Source organism: Saccharibacillus kuerlensis DSM 22868 (assembly GCF_000378145.1).
Classification (GTDB): Bacteria; Bacillota; Bacilli; order Paenibacillales; family Paenibacillaceae; genus Saccharibacillus; species Saccharibacillus kuerlensis.
Window position 1 is genome coordinate 35,305 of the sequence record NZ_KB899302.1, and the last position, 18,856, is coordinate 54,160.

Below are 18,856 nucleotides of genomic sequence, written 5' to 3' on the forward strand. Positions count from 1 at the left end.
GGCCTGGGATGAACAGCGATGGATTGATGAACAGAATAAGCGAAGAAGTTCTTGAATATGGAATGTGGACGGTGGAGGAAACCGTAGTTGCAGCGGTATCCGGTGGCCCAGATTCCATGGCAATGCTGCATCTGCTGCACGGGTTGGCGGAACGACAGGGATTCCGCCTTGTCTGTGCGCACGTGAACCATGGCCTGCGTCCGCAGGAGTCTGCGGAGGAGGCGAAGTTGGTACAAGAGGCCGCGCAGCGCTTGGGACTTCCTTTCGAGCTTGGAGAACCCGATGTTCGAGGCCACAAGCGGGAGACCGGACTCGGTACGCAGGCGGCGGCCCGGGAACTCCGATATCGCTTTTTGCTTGATACCGCACGACGTCATAACGCTTCGGCAGTTGCGCTGGCGCATCATGCTGGAGATCAGGCAGAGACAGTCATGATGCACCTGCTGCGCGGCAGCGGGATCGGTGGGCTGACCGGTATGCGCCGCGTGCGAGAATGGGAAGGCATTCGGATTGTTCGTCCGCTGCTGAGTTTCAGCAAAGAAGAATTGATTACATTTTGTCAGAATAATGCTGTAAGTTATGCAACAGACAGCAGCAATACGCATACCGATTACACCCGTAACCGGTTGAGGTTAGAAACTTTCCCTCATTTGGAGAGCTATAATGGGAGGTTGAGCGCCGCGTTGAATCGTTTGGCCGATACGCTTGGACCGGAAGACGATTATTTGCACGAGCAGACCCTTATTGCTCTGAAGCAAACCTGTCGAATTAGCCAAAGAGAGACTGAGCTTGATACAGAGCAGTTCTCTCTGCTTCCCTTCGCTTTACAACGCAGGCTCGTTAAATTAATATTAAATTACCTGTCGGAGCCGGGAGAGGAAACGGATTTCGCCAAGGTGGACCTTGTCCGTCATCGTCTGCTTTCCCGAGGCGATTCGACATGGACACTGGATCTTGGATACGGCCGAACGTGTACGCGCGAATACGATCGTGCGTTTTTCCGTCTCGGCAGACCAAATCCCGGTGTTCTCCGTACCGAGACGATCGACAGGGAGCCGGGGATCCGTACACTGCAGTTCGGAGGTCTCGAAATGATCTTTAGGGAAGAGCGGGAAGTCCCAGATCCGAAGGTGCTAATGACCTTGGGCCGCGGAGAGGCCGCTTTTGACGCCGATCTGATCGAGTATCCGCTGACTGTTCGTTCTCGTCTTCCGGGAGACCGGATCGAGCTTCCGCGCGGAGCCGGCACGAAGAAAGTCAAAGATCTGCTGATCGACGAAAAGATCGCTCCGTCAGAGCGTGGCCTTGTGCCGGTCGTATGTGACGCGCAGGGACGTATCCTGTGGGTGGCAGGCCTTCGACGCTCTGGTCATGCCTGGGCAGACCGTCGGAGCGAGAAGATTCTATATATTCGGATAGATCGGGCTCTTTGTTGACGGTTTTGGTTTATAAGATAGAGAGAAGATTAAGATCATAATTAGTGGGAGGGTCATGCACGTTGCAAAATGACATTCAAGAAGTCCTCATTAGCGAAGAAGAATTACAGGCCAAGATCAAGGAACTGGGGGCGCAGCTCAGCACCGAGTATGCAGATCGCAATCCGCTTGTAATCTGCGTACTGAAAGGTGCATTTATTTTCATGGCGGATCTGGTTAAACGCATTACCGTACCGATCGAACTCGACTTTATGGCGGTATCGAGTTACGGTGCGGCAACCAAATCTTCCGGTGTCGTTAAGATCATTAAGGACTTGGATACGACGGTAGAAGGGCGCGATGTACTGATCGTAGAAGATATCATTGACAGCGGACTGACACTCAGTCATCTGATTGAGCTGCTCAAAAATCGTAATGCCAACAGCGTGAAGGTTGTCACACTGTTTGACAAGCCTTCGGGCCGTTCGGTAAAGATGGAAGCGGATTACACGGGCTTTGTGCTGCCGGACGCTTTCGTTGTCGGTTATGGGCTGGATTACGCCGAACATTACCGCAACCTGCCGTATATCGGAGTTCTAAAGCCTGAGATCTACACGACTTAAGACTCCATTCGTATCTGTTCTGCTGCTTGAGCGACGATCCTCCGGAAAGTCAGAACGACAGTGGCAGACGAGCGGAGCATGCGGCATAGTGGATAGACCCCAGACACGGACTTTTGGTTCCGGAGTCCGCTTCATGTCTGAATTTGTGATGTGCGAACCGACTATGGTAAAATAAATTCAGTGTCTTGAGAGGAGGTTGGGGATGAATCGGTTCATCCGGAATTCTGGCTTTTATTTAATCCTTTTTCTTGTCGTGGTAGGCATCATTCAGTTTTTGAACGGCGGCCGGGATACGGCCCAAGCTCCAAGATACGACGAACTGGTCCAACAGGTTGAGAGCAATAACGTGGAGAAAGTCACGTTTCAGTTCGAAAACTATTCTTACTTAGTGACCGGTACGTATAAGGAGCCGTTGGAGGAAGACGGCCCGAAGACGTTCTCGACGTATATTCCATCCACCGAAGAGGTGGTTAACAATCTTACGGATACCATGCGAGCGAACCAAGTACAGGTGACATGGGAACCGATGCGGGGCCCGAGCATTTGGGTTACGCTGTTCACTTCGTTCATTCCTCTGATCCTCATGTTCGTACTGTTCTTCTTCCTATTTAATCAGGCTCAGGGTGGCGGCGGCAAAGTGATGAACTTTGGCAAGAGCAAAGCCAAACTGTACAGTGAAGAGAAGAAGAAAGTCACCTTCAACGATGTTGCGGGAGCGGACGAAGAGAAGCAAGAATTGGTCGAAGTGGTCGAGTTCCTCAAAGATTCGCGTAAGTTCTCCGCACTCGGTGCAAGAATTCCTAAAGGCGTACTGCTTGTAGGTCCTCCGGGTACCGGTAAAACATTGCTTGCTCGTGCAGTAGCCGGTGAAGCAGGTGTAGCGTTCTTCAGTATCTCGGGTTCCGACTTCGTTGAAATGTTCGTCGGTGTCGGCGCTTCGCGAGTTCGCGATTTGTTCGAGAATGCGAAGAAAAGCGCTCCTTGTATCATCTTTATCGACGAAATCGACGCCGTAGGACGTCAGCGGGGCGCAGGCCTCGGCGGCGGACACGACGAACGCGAGCAGACGCTCAACCAGCTGCTCGTCGAAATGGACGGTTTCGGCGAAAACGAAGGTATCATCATTATTGCGGCAACGAACCGTGCGGATGTGCTTGACCCGGCTCTGCTGCGTCCGGGACGTTTTGACCGTCAGATTACGGTGGATCGTCCGGATGTTAAGGGACGCGAAGCGGTTCTGCACGTTCACGCACGTAACAAGCCTCTGACGAAGGATGTTCAGCTCGACAAGATCGCCAAACGCACCACCGGCTTTTCCGGTGCGGATCTGCAGAACCTTCTGAATGAGGCGGCCTTGATCGCGGCTCGCCGCGACCGCAAAGATATCTCGATGAATGAAATCGATGAAGCGATCGACCGTGTAATTGTCGGTACGGAGAAGAAGAGCCGTGTTATCAGCGAACGTGAGAAACGGATCGTGGCTTACCACGAGGCGGGTCATACGATCGTCGGCTATTTCCTCGAACATGCCGATACGGTACACAAAGTTACGATCATTCCGCGTGGACGCGCAGGCGGATACGTCATTATGATGCCGAAGGAAGACCGTATGCTTGTGACTAAGCAGGAACTGCTTGACCGCGTAACCGGCCTTCTCGGCGGACGCGTATCGGAGGAACTGTTTATCGGAGAAATCGGTACAGGCGCGTACAGCGACTTCCAGCAGGCGACCGGTATTGTTCGCAGCATGATTATGGAATACGGCATGAGCGAGAAGCTCGGTCCAATGCAGTTCGGCACTGGTCAAGGTCAGGTCTTCCTGGGACGCGATCTTGGACACGAGCCAAATTACAGTGATGCCGTAGCGCATGAGATCGATCAGGAAATGCAGCGTTTCATCAACGAATCGTATGAGAGAGCGCGTCAAGTTCTGACCGATCATGCGAAAGAAGTACATCTGATCGCGAACACACTGCTCGAAGTCGAGACCCTGGAACTCGATCAGATCCGCAACTTGATCGAATACGGTACGCTTGTAGCTCCGGAAGGCGCCATCACAAACAGTGACGCAAGCTCCGAGCCAACAGTAGAGCCGACATTCGACAGCATTGGCGAAACGAATGTACGTCTGAAAGAGTCCGATCCCGTAGATCTGGGCAAAGACGGCGATATTCCAAACGATCCGATGAACAAACGCGGAGATGAAGGTAATGATCCGACACGATCGTAATTTCGATCGTTAAGAACTGCCGGCTGCTATCGTAACAGGTTTCTTTTCAAGCCAGCTTCGACACAGCCAAGACCGGAAAACGAGAACTCGTTTTCCGGTCTTTTCGTATGTAGGGGTTGGATAGTGCTCACTTCGGTGGATAGTGGTACAATGCAGAAGACGGTCAGGCGGTCAGGCCGCCTCTTATTCGGTCGGCCGATTTGTTCGGCACATCGCAGTCGTAACCGGCCCGAACGAACGCAAAGGAGGGTAACAACCTCGTGATTCTTGTAGTGGACATCGGCAACAGTAATATCGTACTCGGCGTGTATAAAGGAACGGATCTGCTGCATCATTTTCGGATTAGTACCAGTCGGCAGGCGACAAGCGACGAGTATGGGGTAATGATTTATAATCTGTTCCGAATGTCGAAAGTAGATGCGGACAAGATTGAAGGAGTCATGATTTCTTCTGTCGTACCGCCAATTGTCAGCGTCATTGAACAAATGTGCCGCGCCTATTTGAAAAAAATACCGCTGATTGTTGGCCCGGGAATCAAAACAGGGCTGAATCTGCGTTATGAAAATCCGAGAGAGATCGGAGCCGATCGAATCGTTAATGCTGTGGCAGCAGTCGAGCTGTATGGCGGACCGCTTGTTGTCGTCGATTTTGGTACGGCTACGACTTTTGACTGTATCGACGGTCAAGGCAACTATCTGGGAGGAGCCATTGTGCCGGGAATCGGTATCTCTACTGAGGCGCTGTATCAGCGGGCTTCCAAACTGCCGAGAATTGAACTTGAGAAGCCTAAAAAGGTTATTGGACGAAATACCGTACATGCTATGCAGGCCGGGATCATCTACGGATATGCCGGACAGGTAGACGGGATCGTCAAGCGCATTCGGCAGGAGATGAATACGGAGCTTAAGGTTGTGGCAACCGGAGGTATGGCTCCGTTAATCTGTGCAGAGACCGAATCGGTCCGTGAGGTCAATCCGATGCTGACGCTCGAAGGACTGCGTTTGATTTACGAACGCAACCGATTGGCCAGAACGTAAGGACAAAACGGATTTGAATATGCATCGGCTCCGCATTGCGCGGGCCGAAGCTTTTTTGCGAAGTGAAAGATAGACCAAAAACATCTACTGCCAACGGCAGATAGAATGGAGGAAACGACTGATGGAAAATTTGGAGAATATGAACAATGGCGATTCCGAAAATACAGAGGAACGCGATTACCTTGTTAGAGGTACGGCGCTGAAAGGCAAAGTCCGTGCATTTTCGGTACGCAGCACGAAGTTGGTCGAGGAGCTGCGCCGTCGGCATGATACGTACCCGACCGCAACGGCCGCATTGGGCCGGACCTTGACAACAGCCGCTATGATGGGGGCCATGTTGAAGGGCGAAGAGAAACTGACCATTCAAGTGAAAGGCAGTGGACCATTGGGTCAGATCGTCGCCGATGCCAATGCCAAGGGTGAAGTTCGCGGTTATGTTGATCATCCGCATGTCCACCTGCCAAGCAATGCAATGGGTAAGCTGGATGTAGCAGGTGCGGTAGGTACGGAAGGGTTCCTATATGTGACTAAAGATTTGGGCATGAAAGAGCCGTATCGCGGCAGCGTACCGATCGTTTCGGGCGAGTTGGGCGAAGACTTTACTTACTATTTTGCAGCATCGGAACAGACGCCTTCGGCAGTCGGTATTGGCGTGCTCGTCTCGCCGGATAATTCCGTTATAAGTGCCGGCGGTCTTATCGTACAGCTGCTGCCGGGTCTGTCGGACGACGAAATCGACGCGATCGAGCAGGCTATTTCATCGCTTCCGCCTGTTTCCGCACTGATCGATCAGGGCTTGTCGCCGGAAGAGTTGATCAAGTGGGTACTGCCGGACGTGGATATTCAGGAATCGTTGGATATTGTATTCCGCTGTGAATGTTCTAGGGAACGTGTTGAACGTACACTGATCAGTCTAGGTTCCGAAGAGATCGAAGCGATTATTGAAGAGCAGGGTGTAGCGGAAGTCGTCTGCCATTTCTGCAATGAAGCTTACCAGTTCGAACGCGAAGATCTGGAACAGATTTTGGAACAGACTCGCGGCTAATAAGCTGAGAAGACAACGGTTTGAAAGTCTGATATACAGCAGCAAAAAGCCGTTTCCTCATAGGGGAACGGCTTTTTTAAAAATTCATTTCTATATCATGTTTGTTTATTCATCAAATCACGGTGCTGTTGCTTATTTTGTCTTCCTTGCGCCCCATCGATTGAATCTGACTCATTAACTTGCTGCGAGAATCTTTGTTGCGAAGCAGATAGGCAGCTCCCAGACCGACAGCGACTCCAAGCAGTGTGTTTTTCCGTATCATGTTGTCATCCTCCTTTAGAAGTGTACGGATAAAGTTCCTATTCTTCTTAGCTTACTCAAAATTACCCTCTGTTTTGGATCCGAAACGAATTCGATAGCAGGGAACAGGCAGGAGAAGAAAGAAGCACGCAAAGAAGCATACAAAGTGTGATTTGCCAATGGCCCGGTGTTCGTTGACAGCCGGCCTACGGATTTGCTAAGATAAAGGAAGTTAAAACCCTACTTTTCTACTCGGATTAAGTCTCGGCAGTATCGGCTTGTTGTGCGGCGGTTTATGCGGCATACAGAGTCGGAGCCGATTTTTGTAAAAGTTTACCCATTCCGAAGGAGGATTTACCATGGCCAAAGTCGTTAACAGCATCACGGATCTGATCGGAGATACACCGCTTGTTCGCTTGAACCGGATTGTTCCGGAAGACAGTGCAGAAATTTATGTAAAACTGGAATATCAGAACCCGGGAGCCAGCGTCAAAGACCGTATTGCCATCAGTATGGTGGAGACCGCCGAAGCTGACGGACGTCTGAAGCCGGGCGGCACGATCATTGAAGCGACAAGCGGCAACACAGGAATCGGTCTGGCCATGGTAGCGGCAGCGAAAGGGTACAAAGCCGTAATCGTCATGCCGGAAACGATGAGTGTAGAACGCCGCAACTTACTGCGTGCCTATGGAGCGGAACTGGTGCTGACACCGGGAGCGGAAGGCATGAACGGGGCAGTACGCAAAGCGGAAGAGCTGCTGAAGGAAAACCCGGATTTCTTCATGGCGGAGCAATTCAAGAATGAAGCGAACGTGAAAATTCACCGTGAAACGACAGGACCGGAAATTGTTGAAGCCATTCAGTCGGTCGGTGGTTCGTTGGATGCATTTGTTGCAGGGATTGGTACGGGCGGAACGATCTCCGGTGCTGGCGAAGTGCTCAAAACAAGTTTCCCGGAAGTGAAAATTTATGCGGTTGAACCTGCGGCGTCTCCAATTCTCGCCGGCGGTAAGCCGGGCCCGCACAAAATCCAGGGGATTGGTGCAAACTTCGTGCCGGATATCCTGAACCAGAATATCTACGATGAAATCATCCACGTGGAGAACGATGAAGCATTCGAAACAGCGCGCAATGTAGCGAAGCAGGAAGGCATTCTGTCCGGTATTTCGTCGGGTGCCGCTATCTTTGCAGCACTTAAGGTAGCCAAGGAACTTGGCAAAGGCAAACGAGTCGTTGTAGTCGTACCGAGCAACGGCGAACGCTACCTGAGCACGCCGCTGTACAACTTCGAAGCATAATTGTCTAAATCTTTTTTCCGCAAGCCCCCGTCCTGTGCAATTGCATTGGCTGGGGGCTTTTTTTGGAGTCATTAAAAATCCGGTTATCCTTTGAAAGGAAGACGATTTGTTTTCCTGCTACCGTAATCCGTACCTTCATCGTATAATGGACGAAAATCGAACCCGGTATGTTTGAACATGGACCTGAAGGAGTGCGTACAGCTTGAGCGAGATCATGACATCCCTTATACAGTGGACGGATTGGGCGAAGCAGGGATATACCCGCTTCCCTTATATATTGCGCAGTAAATTGAAAAATCGACCTGAATCATGGTTGAAAGCTTGGAGCGAGGCATCGCCTTATGCTTTTGTGTTGGAGAGCGGAAAAGAAGGGCGCTATACCTTTCTTGGACTGGACGCCGAATCGGTAATCCGGGGAAGAGGCGAAGAAGCAGTCATTACCGATTTTGGGCAGCGGACGGAGAATGTATCCGGACAGACGAATCAGGGGGATTCGCAGCACAAAGGAGGCTCGCCGCTTGAAGTTCTTCGCAGCTGGATGGAGCCGCATTTGTCGCCCAAGGTGCCAGGTACACTCAAGTTCTGCGGAGGAGCGGTCGGTTTCCTTGCGTACGATGTAGCGCGTTCGCTGGAAAAGCTGCCGGAAATGGCTGACGATGATCTAGCCCGCTCAGGGCTGCCGGATTATGCATTTATGCGGCTGCGGCAGCTGTGGATTCTGGATCATGAAGAACAAGCGGTATATGCTTCAGTGTCGGTTCCGGCCGGCGAGCTGCCGGATTCTGATACAGAATCGGAATGGAGCGCAGCTTACCAACGTGCAGCGGAAGAAGCCGAGCAGATGCTGAAGCACTGGCATATGTTCGAAAGCGCAGAGCTTCCATGGAACGCAGCACGCAGACAGATGATTGTAGAAGAGGCGGAGCGGCATATGGATGGACGCAGCGATGTAGATGGCTTCGAGACGTCATTCGGACAGGAGGCTTTCCAGGAAGCGGTGCTTCGCATCCAGGAATATATCCGCAGCGGGGACGTATTTCAAGTCAATCTGTCGCTGCGCAAAGAGCGAAAGCTTAAAGCTTCGCCTGAGCATATCTACGAATGGATGAGGCTGGTGAATCCATCACCATATATGGGACTGCTGCGCTTTCCGGAGTTTCAGCTCGTATCGGGTTCGCCTGAACTGTTGGTGCGACTGGAAGACGGACGCTTGGCCGCAAGACCAATTGCCGGAACACGGCGGCGAGGTTCTTCTGCCGAAGAAGATCAGCGTATGGCGGAGGAACTGACCGGCAGCGAAAAAGAACAGGCCGAGCATATTATGCTCGTTGATCTTCAGCGCAATGATTTGGGGCGGGTTGCTTCTTACGGTTCCGTGGTCGTACCCGAACTGATGACGATCGAGCGCTATGCGCACGTTATGCACCTGGTTTCCCAGGTGGAAGCCGATCTTGCGCCGGGCAGGACAGCATATGACGTTATTGCCGGCGTATTCCCTGGCGGCACGATCACCGGTGCGCCGAAAGTACGTACCATGCAGATCGTCGAGGAACTGGAGCCGGTCAGACGCGGGCCTTATACCGGCTCCATGGGCTGGATTGACTACAATGGGAATATGGAATTAAATATTATTATTCGTACTCTCGTTGTCCAGAATGGCTTGGGACATATGCAGGCCGGAGCTGGAATTGTGATTGATTCCGATCCATATCGGGAGTATCGCGAGTGCCATAACAAGGCAAGATCCGTAGGCCGCGCCGTATGGTGCGCAGAATTTGCCGCCGAAGCCGAGGAGGGAATTTCCCATTGATTCTGGTTATCGACAACTATGATTCGTTCACTTACAACTTGGTACAGTATCTCGGAGAACTCGGAGAAGAAGTAATTGTGCGCCGCAATGACGAGATTGATCCGGCGGGAATACGCGAGCTTGCACCCGACCACATTTTATTATCTCCTGGCCCCTGCACACCGAATGAAGCGGGAATTACACTTGATGTCATCCGTACATTTGCAGGGGAAATTCCTATTCTCGGTGTCTGCCTCGGCCATCAGGCAATCGGACAAGCGTTCGGAGGTCGTGTCGTTCGGGCAGAGCGTCTGATGCACGGTAAGACATCGTCGGTACTCCATAACGGTACTTCCGTGTTCGAAGAGCTTTCTTCACCGCTGACGGCGGCACGTTATCATTCGCTTGTGGTGGAAGCCGAGAGCCTGCCCGATTGCCTGGAAGTAACGGCTTGGACAGCGGAAGGCGAAATTATGGGGCTTCGGCATCGAGAATATTCTATCGAAGGCGTTCAATTCCATCCTGAATCGATCGTGACGGAGCATGGGCATCTGATGCTTGCCCGTTTTCTGAATCGCAGTCGTGAAGCGGCTGTTCATCCATGAGCAGCTATATCGGATTAAACGGCGTCATTGTGGAAGCGGCCGCAGCAGCGGTGTCCGTTATGGATCACGGCTTAATGTACGGCATGGGATTGTTTGAGACGTTCCGGACTTACAATGGAAAGCCATTTCTGTTTGAGCGCCATCTGGAGCGGATGCAGCGGGGAGCCGCCCAATTGGGCATCAGATGGAATATTGATGCTGCCGCACTGCGCTCGGAAATTGCTGCCCTGCTGGAAGCTAACGGACTCTCGGATGCTTATATTCGTTTGACGCTGACGGCAGGCGAGGATGAACTGGGTCTGCCGTCAGCACCGCTCTACGAGCAGCCTTGTCGAATTATCTATGTCAAATCGCTGCCGGAGACTCCGGCAGCCTGGTATAATGAAGGACGTATGCTGCAAATCCTTCGTACCCGCCGCAATACGCCGGAAGGGACAGAGCGGCTGAAATCACTCCATTATATGAATGGCATTTTGGGCCGCCGTGAACTTGCCGGCATTTCCGGAGCGCAGGGTGCGGAAGGGCTAATGCTGACTCGGGAAGGTTACGCGGCTGAGGGTATTGTCAGCAATCTATTTTTTATTACCGAAAACAAGCTGTTCACGCCTGCTGTAGGTACAGGTATCTTACCCGGAATCACAAGGGCTTTTGTACTTGAATTGGCCGCGGAAGCAGGTATTCCTACGGAAGAAGGCTTTTATCTTTCGGAAGAGCTCGACAGAGCGGACGAAGTTTTTCTTACTGGTTCGGTTCAGGGAATTGTCCCGGTCCGTTCCATTCGATATCCGGACGGTTTGGAAATCGCTGTCGGCAGAAACCGACCGGGTCCTCTGACCGTTCAGCTGATGGAGAAGTATGGCCACTATACGAAAGAAACGGGGAACGCAACATGAAGCCAACCCTTCATATCCGGCATTATTCTTGGGACAGCGTTCGGCTGGACCTCGGTCGTGCCACTCGCATTATGGGGATTTTGAATACAACGCCCGATTCTTTCTCGGATGGAGGCCGCTATGTCGATGTGAAGGCAGCAGTCGCTCACGCTCGCGAGATGGTGCTGGCCGGAGCCGATCTAATCGACATTGGAGGCGAATCGACCCGCCCGGGCGCCGATCCTGTCTCGCTGGATGAAGAGCTATCACGCATACTGCCTGTGATTGAGGCGCTGCGGCAGGAACTGCCGGATACTCCATTGTCCGTCGATACATATAAAGCCGAAGTTGCCCGTCAGTCATTGGCGGCCGGCGCACATATCATTAACGATGTTTGGGGCTGCAAAGCGGATACACGCATGGCGCAGGTTGCTGCGGAAGCCGGATGCCCGGTTATCTTGACGCACAATCGGCCAGACTCGAACTATACCGACCTGCTTGCCGATGTGGCTTCCGACCTGATGGAGAGCGTGCAGATTGCCCGAGCGGCAGGTGTATTGGATTCGAATATTATTCTTGATCCCGGAATCGGCTTCGCCAAGAACGGCGAAGAAAATCTGCGGATGATGACTCAGCTTGGCCGTCTGGTCGAACTGGGCTTCCCGGTTCTGCTCGGTACATCGCGTAAACGATTTATCCGTGATGTACTTGATCTACCGGTAGACGATGTTCTGGAAGGTACTGCGGCTACCGTTGCATTTGGTATTGCGGAAGGCTGTCAGATTGTACGAGTGCATGATGTTGCTTCGATCAAGCGTACTGTAACAATGTGCGACGCAATGCTGTATATGGAGCCAGGTCGTTCCTACGAAGCTCTTGCATAAGCTGATTTTGCTAGGATCATGAGCCGGAAAAATCTTTCCAGCCTCAGAACTGTCATTTTATAAGCGGCGGTTCTAACGCTGGGAAGTACCGGTTCACGCTCATGAAGAACAATTTTTAAAAAAGGCGGTGCGCTGATGGATAAAATGATTATTTCCCGTATGGAGTATTATGGCCGGCATGGGGTATTTGAAGAAGAACGCCGTCTTGGCCAACGATTCTATGTAGGATTGGAATTGGAACTTGATCTTTCGGCCGCTGGATTGACAGACGATCTGGAACAAGCCGTCAATTATGCGGAAGTGCATGAAACGGTTAAAAATGTAGTAGAAGGCGAGTCGGTCAAATTGATTGAAACGCTCGCCGAACGTATTGCATCGGCAGTGCTCCGCACGTATACTAGGGTGGAAGCGGCGACAGTTAAGGTTACCAAGCCGCATCCTCCGTTTGATATCCATTTTGAGGGCGTTACGGTAGAGATTCGCCGGAGCCGAAAGAGAGACCACAACCATGAAAAAGGACACAACCCGGAATTTAACCTCTGAGCGATCAGAGGCTTATATTGCATTGGGGGCCAATCTTGGCCGACGCGAGGAGACGCTGCGTGAAGCGCTGCGGATGCTAAATGAGCATCCGGAGATCGAGGTGCTGCGCGCCTCGGATCTGTACGAGACGGATCCGGTCGGATATGCCGATCAACCGCCTTTTCTGAATATGGCCGCGGCATTGCGTACAGCGCTTCCGCCGGACAAACTGCTTAGCGTCATGCAGAATGTCGAGAATCGTCTTGGCCGGGTAAGAGATATTCGCTTTGGTCCGCGTACCGCCGATTTGGATCTTCTATGGATGGACGGACTGGCGATTTCCAGTGAAGAACTGACGCTTCCGCATCCGCGAATGCATGAACGGTTTTTCGTGCTGATTCCGTTGGATGATGTAGTACCGCAGGACGAACCATCGGGTCTGCGTCTGCTGGTGGACAATTCATTGATTGAACTGGGCGAAGCTTCGGGTATCGTTCGTTACGGCGGTCCGCTTTTCCCATAAATATTTCCCGCCGGGCATGGCTTACGGTTCTGCCGGCGGGAAAAGTTGTTTTTAGCCCTGTCAAATGTATTTATTTTTCCTATCATTGAGGTGATCTCTTATGCTGAAGATCGGCAATATTGAACTGAAGAATCGTGTCGTATTGGCCCCAATGGCTGGTGTCTGCAATCCCGCTTTCCGTCTGATCGCTAAAGAATTTGGTACAGGTTTGGTATGCGCGGAAATGGTTAGCGACAAAGCGATTCTTAACGGCAACAAGCGTACGCGCGAAATGCTGTTCGTCGACGAGCGAGAAAAGCCGCTCAGTCTGCAAATTTTCGGCGGCGACCGAAAGACGCTTGTTGAAGCGGCCAAGGTAGTCGATCAGGACACGAATGCAGACATTATCGACATTAACATGGGATGCCCGGTACCTAAGGTGACCAAGTGTGATGCCGGTGCCCGTTGGCTGCTGAATCCCGAGAAAATTTACGAAATGGTCTCCGCTGTTACCGCAGCCGTTCAAAAGCCGGTAACGGTCAAAATGCGGATTGGCTGGGACAGCGAGCACATCTTTATCGAAGAGAACGCTAAGGCGGCCGAAGCGGCCGGCGCCAGTGCCATCAGTGTTCATGGACGTACGCGTGAACAGCTGTATACCGGCCATGCTGATTGGAGCTGGATCAAGCTGGCGAAAGAATCCGTCAAGATTCCGGTTATCGGCAATGGTGACGTCCTTACCCCGGAAGACGCCAAGCGTATGTTGGAAACAGCCGGATGCGACGGAGTCATGATTGGACGCGGAGCACTGGGCAATCCTTGGATGCTGTACAGCACTATTCATTATCTGGAGACTGGCGAACTTCTCGCAGATCCGGCACCCGAAGAAAAGATCCGTATTGCGGTTCTTCATATGGATCGACTGATCGCGCTGAGGGGCGAAGACGTAGCTGTGCGCGAAATGCGCAAACATCTGTCTTGGTACCTTAAAGGATTGAAAGGGTCGGCCAGTATCAAAGATTCGATTATGGAGGGAACGCGCCGTGACGAAATGGTGCGTATTCTGAACGACTATATCACCAGCCTGCCTGATCTGGTTGCCGTGGAAGCTTAATTGATCCCCGTGGAACATTTAGCCAACATCTGAGAGGTCGGAAAACCGCCCTTTTTCTATGTTTATAAAACGGTTACAATTTAGCAGGGAAACACATTGACTTTTCATAAGGCTTCCCCTATAATTTGTCAGTATAAAATTCGCCTCAGCAGCATAAATTCCAAAATACGGAATATTCCGCTTTGCCTGGATTCGGCATTTAATAGATACGAACGGTGTACAGAACAGGACACTGACGTTCATAAAGATATAACGGCTTCAGCCTTGGCTGCCTGTTATTATATTTCTTAAGCGAGAAGCGGAACACGTTTATTGCTTGAAGAGCGTGATCGTTTCTATTTTGCCGTTGCCGTCTTTACAGGGATTTCGTAATTAACCGGATGTGAGAGTGCGAAAATCTACTATTCACATGACAGGAGAATCGGTACAGATGAGCGATAAAGAGGTCATTCTCACCCAGGACGGGCTTAAGAAGCTGGAAGACGAGCTTGAGAATCTAAAATCCGTGAAGCGCCGTGAAGTTGCGGAACGGATCAAAGTGGCAATCGGCTACGGAGATATCAGTGAGAACTCCGAGTACGAAGATGCCAAAAATGAACAGGCCTTTATTGAAGGTCGAGTGATTACGTTGGAGAAAATGCTGCGTAATGCGCGCATTATCAATGCTGACGAAATCGGTACCGACGCGGTAAGCGTAGGTTCGACCGTTCAGGTAAAAGATCTGGAATTCGGTGAAGAAATGGAATACACGATTGTTGGTTCGGCAGAATCCAATCCGCTTGAGAACCGCATCTCCAATGAAAGTCCGGTTGGCATGGCACTGCTCGGCAAGTCAAGAGGAGCGACGGTCGATGTCAATGTTCCTGCCGGCACCATTCAGTACAAAATCATCGACATCAAAAAATAACCCGATTCCGTAGATGCAAGGGAGCATCTGCGGTCTCGTAAGCTTCCGCGACCGTTTTGGCTGATGCCGAAGCAGCTGCGGGAGCTTTTTTGATGAGGTTCTCTCCGACAGCTTCTTTCTGGGATAGAAAGCGGCTTTCGCGGTTGACGAACCGGACGATTTGGAACGATAATATAGGTTGACGACAAGCGGAGCCAGCACGGCAAGATAATGCGGGCGATCGCCAAGGACAGGAGCTGAAACACACGTGTCTGAAGAAAATACAAACCAGGAAAACCAGGAAGTCGAACTGAGTGAACTGCTCAAGGTACGCCGGGAAAAACTGGGTGAATTAAAGGAACTCGGCATCGACCCGTTTGGCGCCAAGTTTGAACGCAGCGAAACGGCGGCGGGCATTGTTGCCAAATACGATAGTATGGACAAAGACGAGCTGGAAGAAAAAGCGATTGAGGTACGTCTGGCAGGCCGGATCATGGCTAAGCGGACAATGGGTAAAGCCAGCTTCGCGCATATTCAGGATCTGACAGGCCGTATCCAATTGTATGTACGTAAGGATAGTGTGCCGGAAGAGCAGTACAATGCGTTCTCGATCCTCGATCTCGGTGACATCGTTGGTGTACGCGGAACAGTGTTCAAGACGAAGACCGGGGAAACGACAGTCAAAGTAGCGGAACTGACCGTTCTGAGCAAATCCCTACAGCCGCTGCCGGACAAGTATCATGGACTGAAAGACGTAGAACTGCGTTATCGTCAGCGTTATGTCGACATGATTGTAAATCCTGAAGTTCAGCAGACATTCATTCTGCGTTCGCGGATCATTCAATCAATGCGCCGTTACTTGGATTCGTTGGGTTATCTCGAAGTGGAGACGCCGACACTGCATTCGATCGCAGGTGGCGCTGCTGCACGTCCGTTCATTACTCACCACAACGCCCTCGATATGGAGCTTTATATGCGGATCGCTATTGAGCTGCATTTGAAGCGTCTGATTGTAGGCGGAATGGAGAAGGTGTATGAGATCGGTCGTGTTTACCGCAACGAAGGAACATCGACGCGTCATAATCCGGAGTTCACGATGATTGAGCTGTATGAAGCTTATGCAGATTACAAAGACATCATGAGCCTGGTAGAAAATATGGTCGCTCATATTGCTCAAGAAGTGCTTGGTACGACGATGATCGAATATCAAGGCCAACAGATCGATCTGAAACCGCAGTGGCGTCGTGTGTCGATGGTAGATGCAGTCAAAGAAGTAACGGGAGTAGACTTCAGCGTGCATATGACGAGTGAAGAAGCTCACGCTTTGGCGAAAGAACACAAGGTACCGGTTGAGAAGCATATGACGTTTGGTCATATCCTGAATGCTTTCTTCGAGCACTTTGTCGAAGAGACGCTGATTCAGCCGACGTTTGTTACCGGACACCCGCTTGAAATTTCGCCGCTGGCAAAGAAAAATGATCAGGATCCTCGCTTTACCGACCGGTTCGAATTGTTTATCGTAGCACGTGAGCATGCGAATGCATTCAGCGAGCTGAACGATCCGATCGATCAGCGCGAACGTTTTGAAGCACAGCTGCGTGAGAAAGAGCACGGAAACGATGAAGCGCATGAGATGGACGAAGATTTTATCCGCGCGCTGGAATTCGGTATGCCGCCTACCGGCGGTCTGGGTATCGGCATCGACCGTCTGGTTATGCTGCTGACCAATGCTCCGTCGATTCGCGATGTCCTTCTGTTCCCACACATGCGGAACCTGTAAAGCACCTGGAATTTATCATAATGGTTCCATATAAAAAGAGAAGGCGCTTTTGCGCCTTCTCTTTTTTCTTTCCTCCTTTACGAATGAAGGATTTAACTGCAGGTTTTCGCCGCGTATTTAAGTTTGTTTTTTGCACAGAGAGTCGAGATAGTGATCCAGCATCTGCTCCATGGAAGAAGGCGGCATACGATCCGGGTACAGCAGTCCATGTAGGGCCACTCCGTCAACGAACATTTGCATCCGTAGGGCTTCTCCTTCTACATCCAGTGATTGGGAAGCAAACCCGTAATCCACCAAAGCTTGCACAATACGTGTCATGGTTTCCTTCATTTCTTTATAGACACGATCTGCGTGATCGCGAAGCGAAGGCTCCGACATCGATTTGGATGTGAAAGCAAGCCAGACTTCCATCTCTGAACGGGTTTCTTCGTTTAGTGGTACAAGTTCCCGCAGAACGTCTCTGGCAACTTCCGGTACGGGGCGTTCAAAAGAAAGCGCAAAGATTCGTTTGTTTACCCGTTCCGACACCAGATTCATGGAAAACGAAAACAACTCGGCTTGAGTAGAAAAATAATGGCGCATGGATCCTGGTGATATGCCGGTTTCCTGAGCAACATTGCGAACCGAAGCATTCTCAATACCCGAGCGACGAATAATCCTCCAAGCCGCTTCGGCAACTTTAATTTTTTGTTGTTCATGATCAACGATTTTTGGCATAAAAAAATTATAACACATTTGTACTTGAAAAAACTATTCTTTTTAACACGACCGTGCTATTATAAAAACATATAAACATTGTCTTTTAAAAAAGGAGGGATAAAATGATTGGCTGGTTGATTATAGCGTGTGAAATTGGATTTTGGATTGTTGTATTTGTCGGACTGATAGCACGTTACATATTAAAGAAGAAACAGCTCGGTGCTTTTTTGCTGCTGCTGACGCCAATAATAGATCTTGTACTGCTTGCGGCGACAGTCATAGATATCCGGAGAGGAGCAGAAGTCGGTTTCATGCATGGACTAGCGGCAGTATATATCGGGGTAACGGCTGCCTATGGGCATCGGATGATCAAGTGGGCGGACGAGCAGTTTGCTTATCGCTTTGCCGGAGGTCCAAAACCCGAGAAAAAACCGAAAACAGGAATGAAGCATGCGGCTTTGCAGCGGGGAGAGTGGTATCGACATTTGTTGGCCTGGACAGTAGGAAGTACACTGCTCGGCATTATGATTCTGTTAATCGGTGATATGGATAGAGCGGAGGCTCTAAGATTATGGATTGTACGCTGGGCCATGATATTGGGAATCGACTTCATCATCAGCTTCAGTTACAGTCTTTGGCCAAGGAAAGAAGCTCGCAGGTTATAAAAGGAGAGACTTCCTTTCGAAGAGAGGGATGAGAAGACGAGCAAAATAAGAAGATACCAAGGTATGGGAGTATGAAGGTACGAAGCTCTAATAGAAGGAACTAATCAGCGTTTCAGTCATTCCTTTGTTTTTTTAAAATAATGCTTGCATAGCTTGCTTCAGCATGATATATTCTAGGAACGGCCTTGAGAGAGCGCCTGAGCGGTTCGGACAAGTGAGCAGGTACAGAATAGAATCGGAATAGACGCTTCGCAAGAAGCTGAAAAAAAGATTTTAAAAAAGACTTGCAAAACGAAAGCGAACATGCTAATATATAAGAGTTGCTGCTGCGAGACAATGGTTGACCGGCGGAAACAAGCATTACACAGTTTGTTCTTTGAAAACTGAACAGTGAGTAACGAGAATCACTTAACCCAGCCGGGCATAGTGATTTGAGGAACCGCGACAAGCGAGAAGGCTTTGCCTTTGATCTTGGACGGTTCGAGTGAATATAGGGAATGAAAATTCCCGCCACGTTTTAACGAGCACATGGTGCTTTCTTTAATAGCGAAGATCAAGTAATCGCTTGGTTCATTGCTCTTGCCCGAAGGGGTCAGGCAATGAAGTCGCGGTTGCGAAAGTATTCGCAACTTAATGGAGAGTTTGATCCT

Annotated in this window: 19 protein-coding genes; 16 read left to right on the forward strand and 3 right to left on the reverse strand. The window is 50.7% G+C overall.

What is annotated here, in order from left to right; all coding sequences use genetic code 11:
• Positions 1 to 8: 8 nt before the first annotated feature.
• The 5 genes from tilS to hslO all read left to right on the forward strand — a co-directional run bounded on the left by tilS (position 9) and on the right by hslO (position 6,350).
• Positions 9 to 1,436, forward strand: coding sequence for a tRNA lysidine(34) synthetase TilS (gene tilS, locus F456_RS0118230; RefSeq protein ID WP_018978491.1), 1,428 nt, complete (start codon positions 9 to 11; stop codon positions 1,434 to 1,436).
• 62 nt (positions 1,437 to 1,498) lie between these two features.
• On the forward strand, positions 1,499 to 2,038 hold the full coding sequence (hpt, locus tag F456_RS0118235) for a hypoxanthine phosphoribosyltransferase (protein WP_018978492.1): 540 nt from the start codon (positions 1,499 to 1,501) through the stop codon (positions 2,036 to 2,038).
• A gap of 202 nt (positions 2,039 to 2,240) precedes the next feature.
• The gene (ftsH, locus tag F456_RS0118240) at positions 2,241 to 4,268 is read left to right on the forward strand and encodes an ATP-dependent zinc metalloprotease FtsH (RefSeq protein ID WP_018978493.1); all 2,028 of its coding nucleotides are present in this window, start codon (positions 2,241 to 2,243) and stop codon (positions 4,266 to 4,268) included.
• A gap of 260 nt (positions 4,269 to 4,528) precedes the next feature.
• Complete coding sequence (locus F456_RS0118245) at positions 4,529 to 5,305, forward strand: type III pantothenate kinase (protein WP_018978494.1); 777 nt, start codon at positions 4,529 to 4,531, stop codon at positions 5,303 to 5,305.
• A 121-nt stretch (positions 5,306 to 5,426) separates the two neighbouring features.
• The gene (gene hslO / locus F456_RS0118250) at positions 5,427 to 6,350 is read left to right on the forward strand and encodes an Hsp33 family molecular chaperone HslO (protein ID WP_018978495.1); all 924 of its coding nucleotides are present in this window, start codon (positions 5,427 to 5,429) and stop codon (positions 6,348 to 6,350) included.
• Positions 6,351 to 6,462: 112 nt separating this feature from the next.
• Here the strand turns inward: hslO and F456_RS24575 are convergent, their stop codons facing one another.
• Entirely contained in the window at positions 6,463 to 6,612 is a 150-nt protein-coding gene (locus F456_RS24575; RefSeq protein WP_018978496.1) for a hypothetical protein, read from the reverse strand.
• Between the two features lie 337 nt (positions 6,613 to 6,949).
• Between F456_RS24575 and cysK the strand changes: the two genes are divergently transcribed.
• The 10 genes from cysK to lysS all read left to right on the forward strand — a co-directional run bounded on the left by cysK (position 6,950) and on the right by lysS (position 16,842).
• On the forward strand, positions 6,950 to 7,888 hold the full coding sequence (cysK, locus tag F456_RS0118260) for a cysteine synthase A (protein ID WP_018978497.1): 939 nt from the start codon (positions 6,950 to 6,952) through the stop codon (positions 7,886 to 7,888).
• A gap of 214 nt (positions 7,889 to 8,102) precedes the next feature.
• Positions 8,103 to 9,698, forward strand: a complete 1,596-nt coding sequence (locus F456_RS0118265; protein ID WP_040925375.1) for an anthranilate synthase component I family protein — start codon at positions 8,103 to 8,105, stop codon at positions 9,696 to 9,698.
• Positions 9,695 to 10,282, forward strand: a complete 588-nt coding sequence (locus F456_RS0118270; protein WP_018978499.1) for an anthranilate synthase component II — start codon at positions 9,695 to 9,697, stop codon at positions 10,280 to 10,282. The genes F456_RS0118265 and F456_RS0118270 overlap by 4 nt, the downstream gene beginning before the upstream one ends.
• The gene (locus F456_RS0118275) at positions 10,279 to 11,175 is read left to right on the forward strand and encodes an aminotransferase class IV (RefSeq protein WP_018978500.1); all 897 of its coding nucleotides are present in this window, start codon (positions 10,279 to 10,281) and stop codon (positions 11,173 to 11,175) included. Before F456_RS0118270 ends, F456_RS0118275 begins: the two co-directional genes overlap by 4 nt.
• A complete protein-coding gene (gene folP, locus F456_RS22985; protein ID WP_018978501.1) occupies positions 11,172 to 12,038 on the forward strand; it encodes a dihydropteroate synthase in 867 nt (288 codons plus the stop codon). Before F456_RS0118275 ends, folP begins: the two co-directional genes overlap by 4 nt.
• Before the next feature lie 135 nt (positions 12,039 to 12,173).
• Entirely contained in the window at positions 12,174 to 12,581 is a 408-nt protein-coding gene (folB, locus tag F456_RS0118285) for a dihydroneopterin aldolase (protein ID WP_018978502.1), read from the forward strand.
• Positions 12,547 to 13,083 carry a 2-amino-4-hydroxy-6-hydroxymethyldihydropteridine diphosphokinase gene (gene folK / locus F456_RS22990; RefSeq protein WP_040925369.1) on the forward strand — a complete coding sequence of 179 codons (537 nt, stop codon included), beginning with the start codon at positions 12,547 to 12,549 and terminating at the stop codon, positions 13,081 to 13,083. Before folB ends, folK begins: the two co-directional genes overlap by 35 nt.
• Before the next feature lie 100 nt (positions 13,084 to 13,183).
• Positions 13,184 to 14,176 (forward strand): tRNA dihydrouridine synthase DusB, encoded by a 993-nt coding sequence (dusB, locus tag F456_RS0118295; protein WP_018978504.1) that lies wholly within the window; start codon positions 13,184 to 13,186, stop codon positions 14,174 to 14,176.
• Between the two features lie 430 nt (positions 14,177 to 14,606).
• A complete protein-coding gene (greA, locus tag F456_RS0118300) occupies positions 14,607 to 15,083 on the forward strand; it encodes a transcription elongation factor GreA (RefSeq protein ID WP_018978505.1) in 477 nt (158 codons plus the stop codon).
• A 247-nt stretch (positions 15,084 to 15,330) separates the two neighbouring features.
• Positions 15,331 to 16,842: a lysine--tRNA ligase gene (lysS, locus tag F456_RS0118305; RefSeq protein ID WP_018978506.1), complete on the forward strand. Its 1,512-nt coding sequence runs from the start codon at positions 15,331 to 15,333 to the stop codon at positions 16,840 to 16,842.
• Positions 16,843 to 16,959: 117 nt separating this feature from the next.
• Here lysS and F456_RS0118310 read toward each other — a convergent pair whose 3' ends face one another.
• Positions 16,960 to 17,559: a TetR/AcrR family transcriptional regulator gene (locus F456_RS0118310; protein WP_026293971.1), complete on the reverse strand. Its 600-nt coding sequence runs from the start codon at positions 17,557 to 17,559 to the stop codon at positions 16,960 to 16,962.
• Positions 17,560 to 17,663: 104 nt separating this feature from the next.
• Between F456_RS0118310 and F456_RS0118315 the strand changes: the two genes are divergently transcribed.
• Positions 17,664 to 18,206, forward strand: a complete 543-nt coding sequence (locus F456_RS0118315; RefSeq protein WP_018978508.1) for a hypothetical protein — start codon at positions 17,664 to 17,666, stop codon at positions 18,204 to 18,206.
• Between the two features lie 404 nt (positions 18,207 to 18,610).
• Here F456_RS0118315 and F456_RS24685 read toward each other — a convergent pair.
• A partial coding sequence (locus F456_RS24685; RefSeq protein ID WP_026293972.1) for a hypothetical protein occupies positions 18,611 to 18,856 on the reverse strand: 246 nt, incomplete at its 5' end.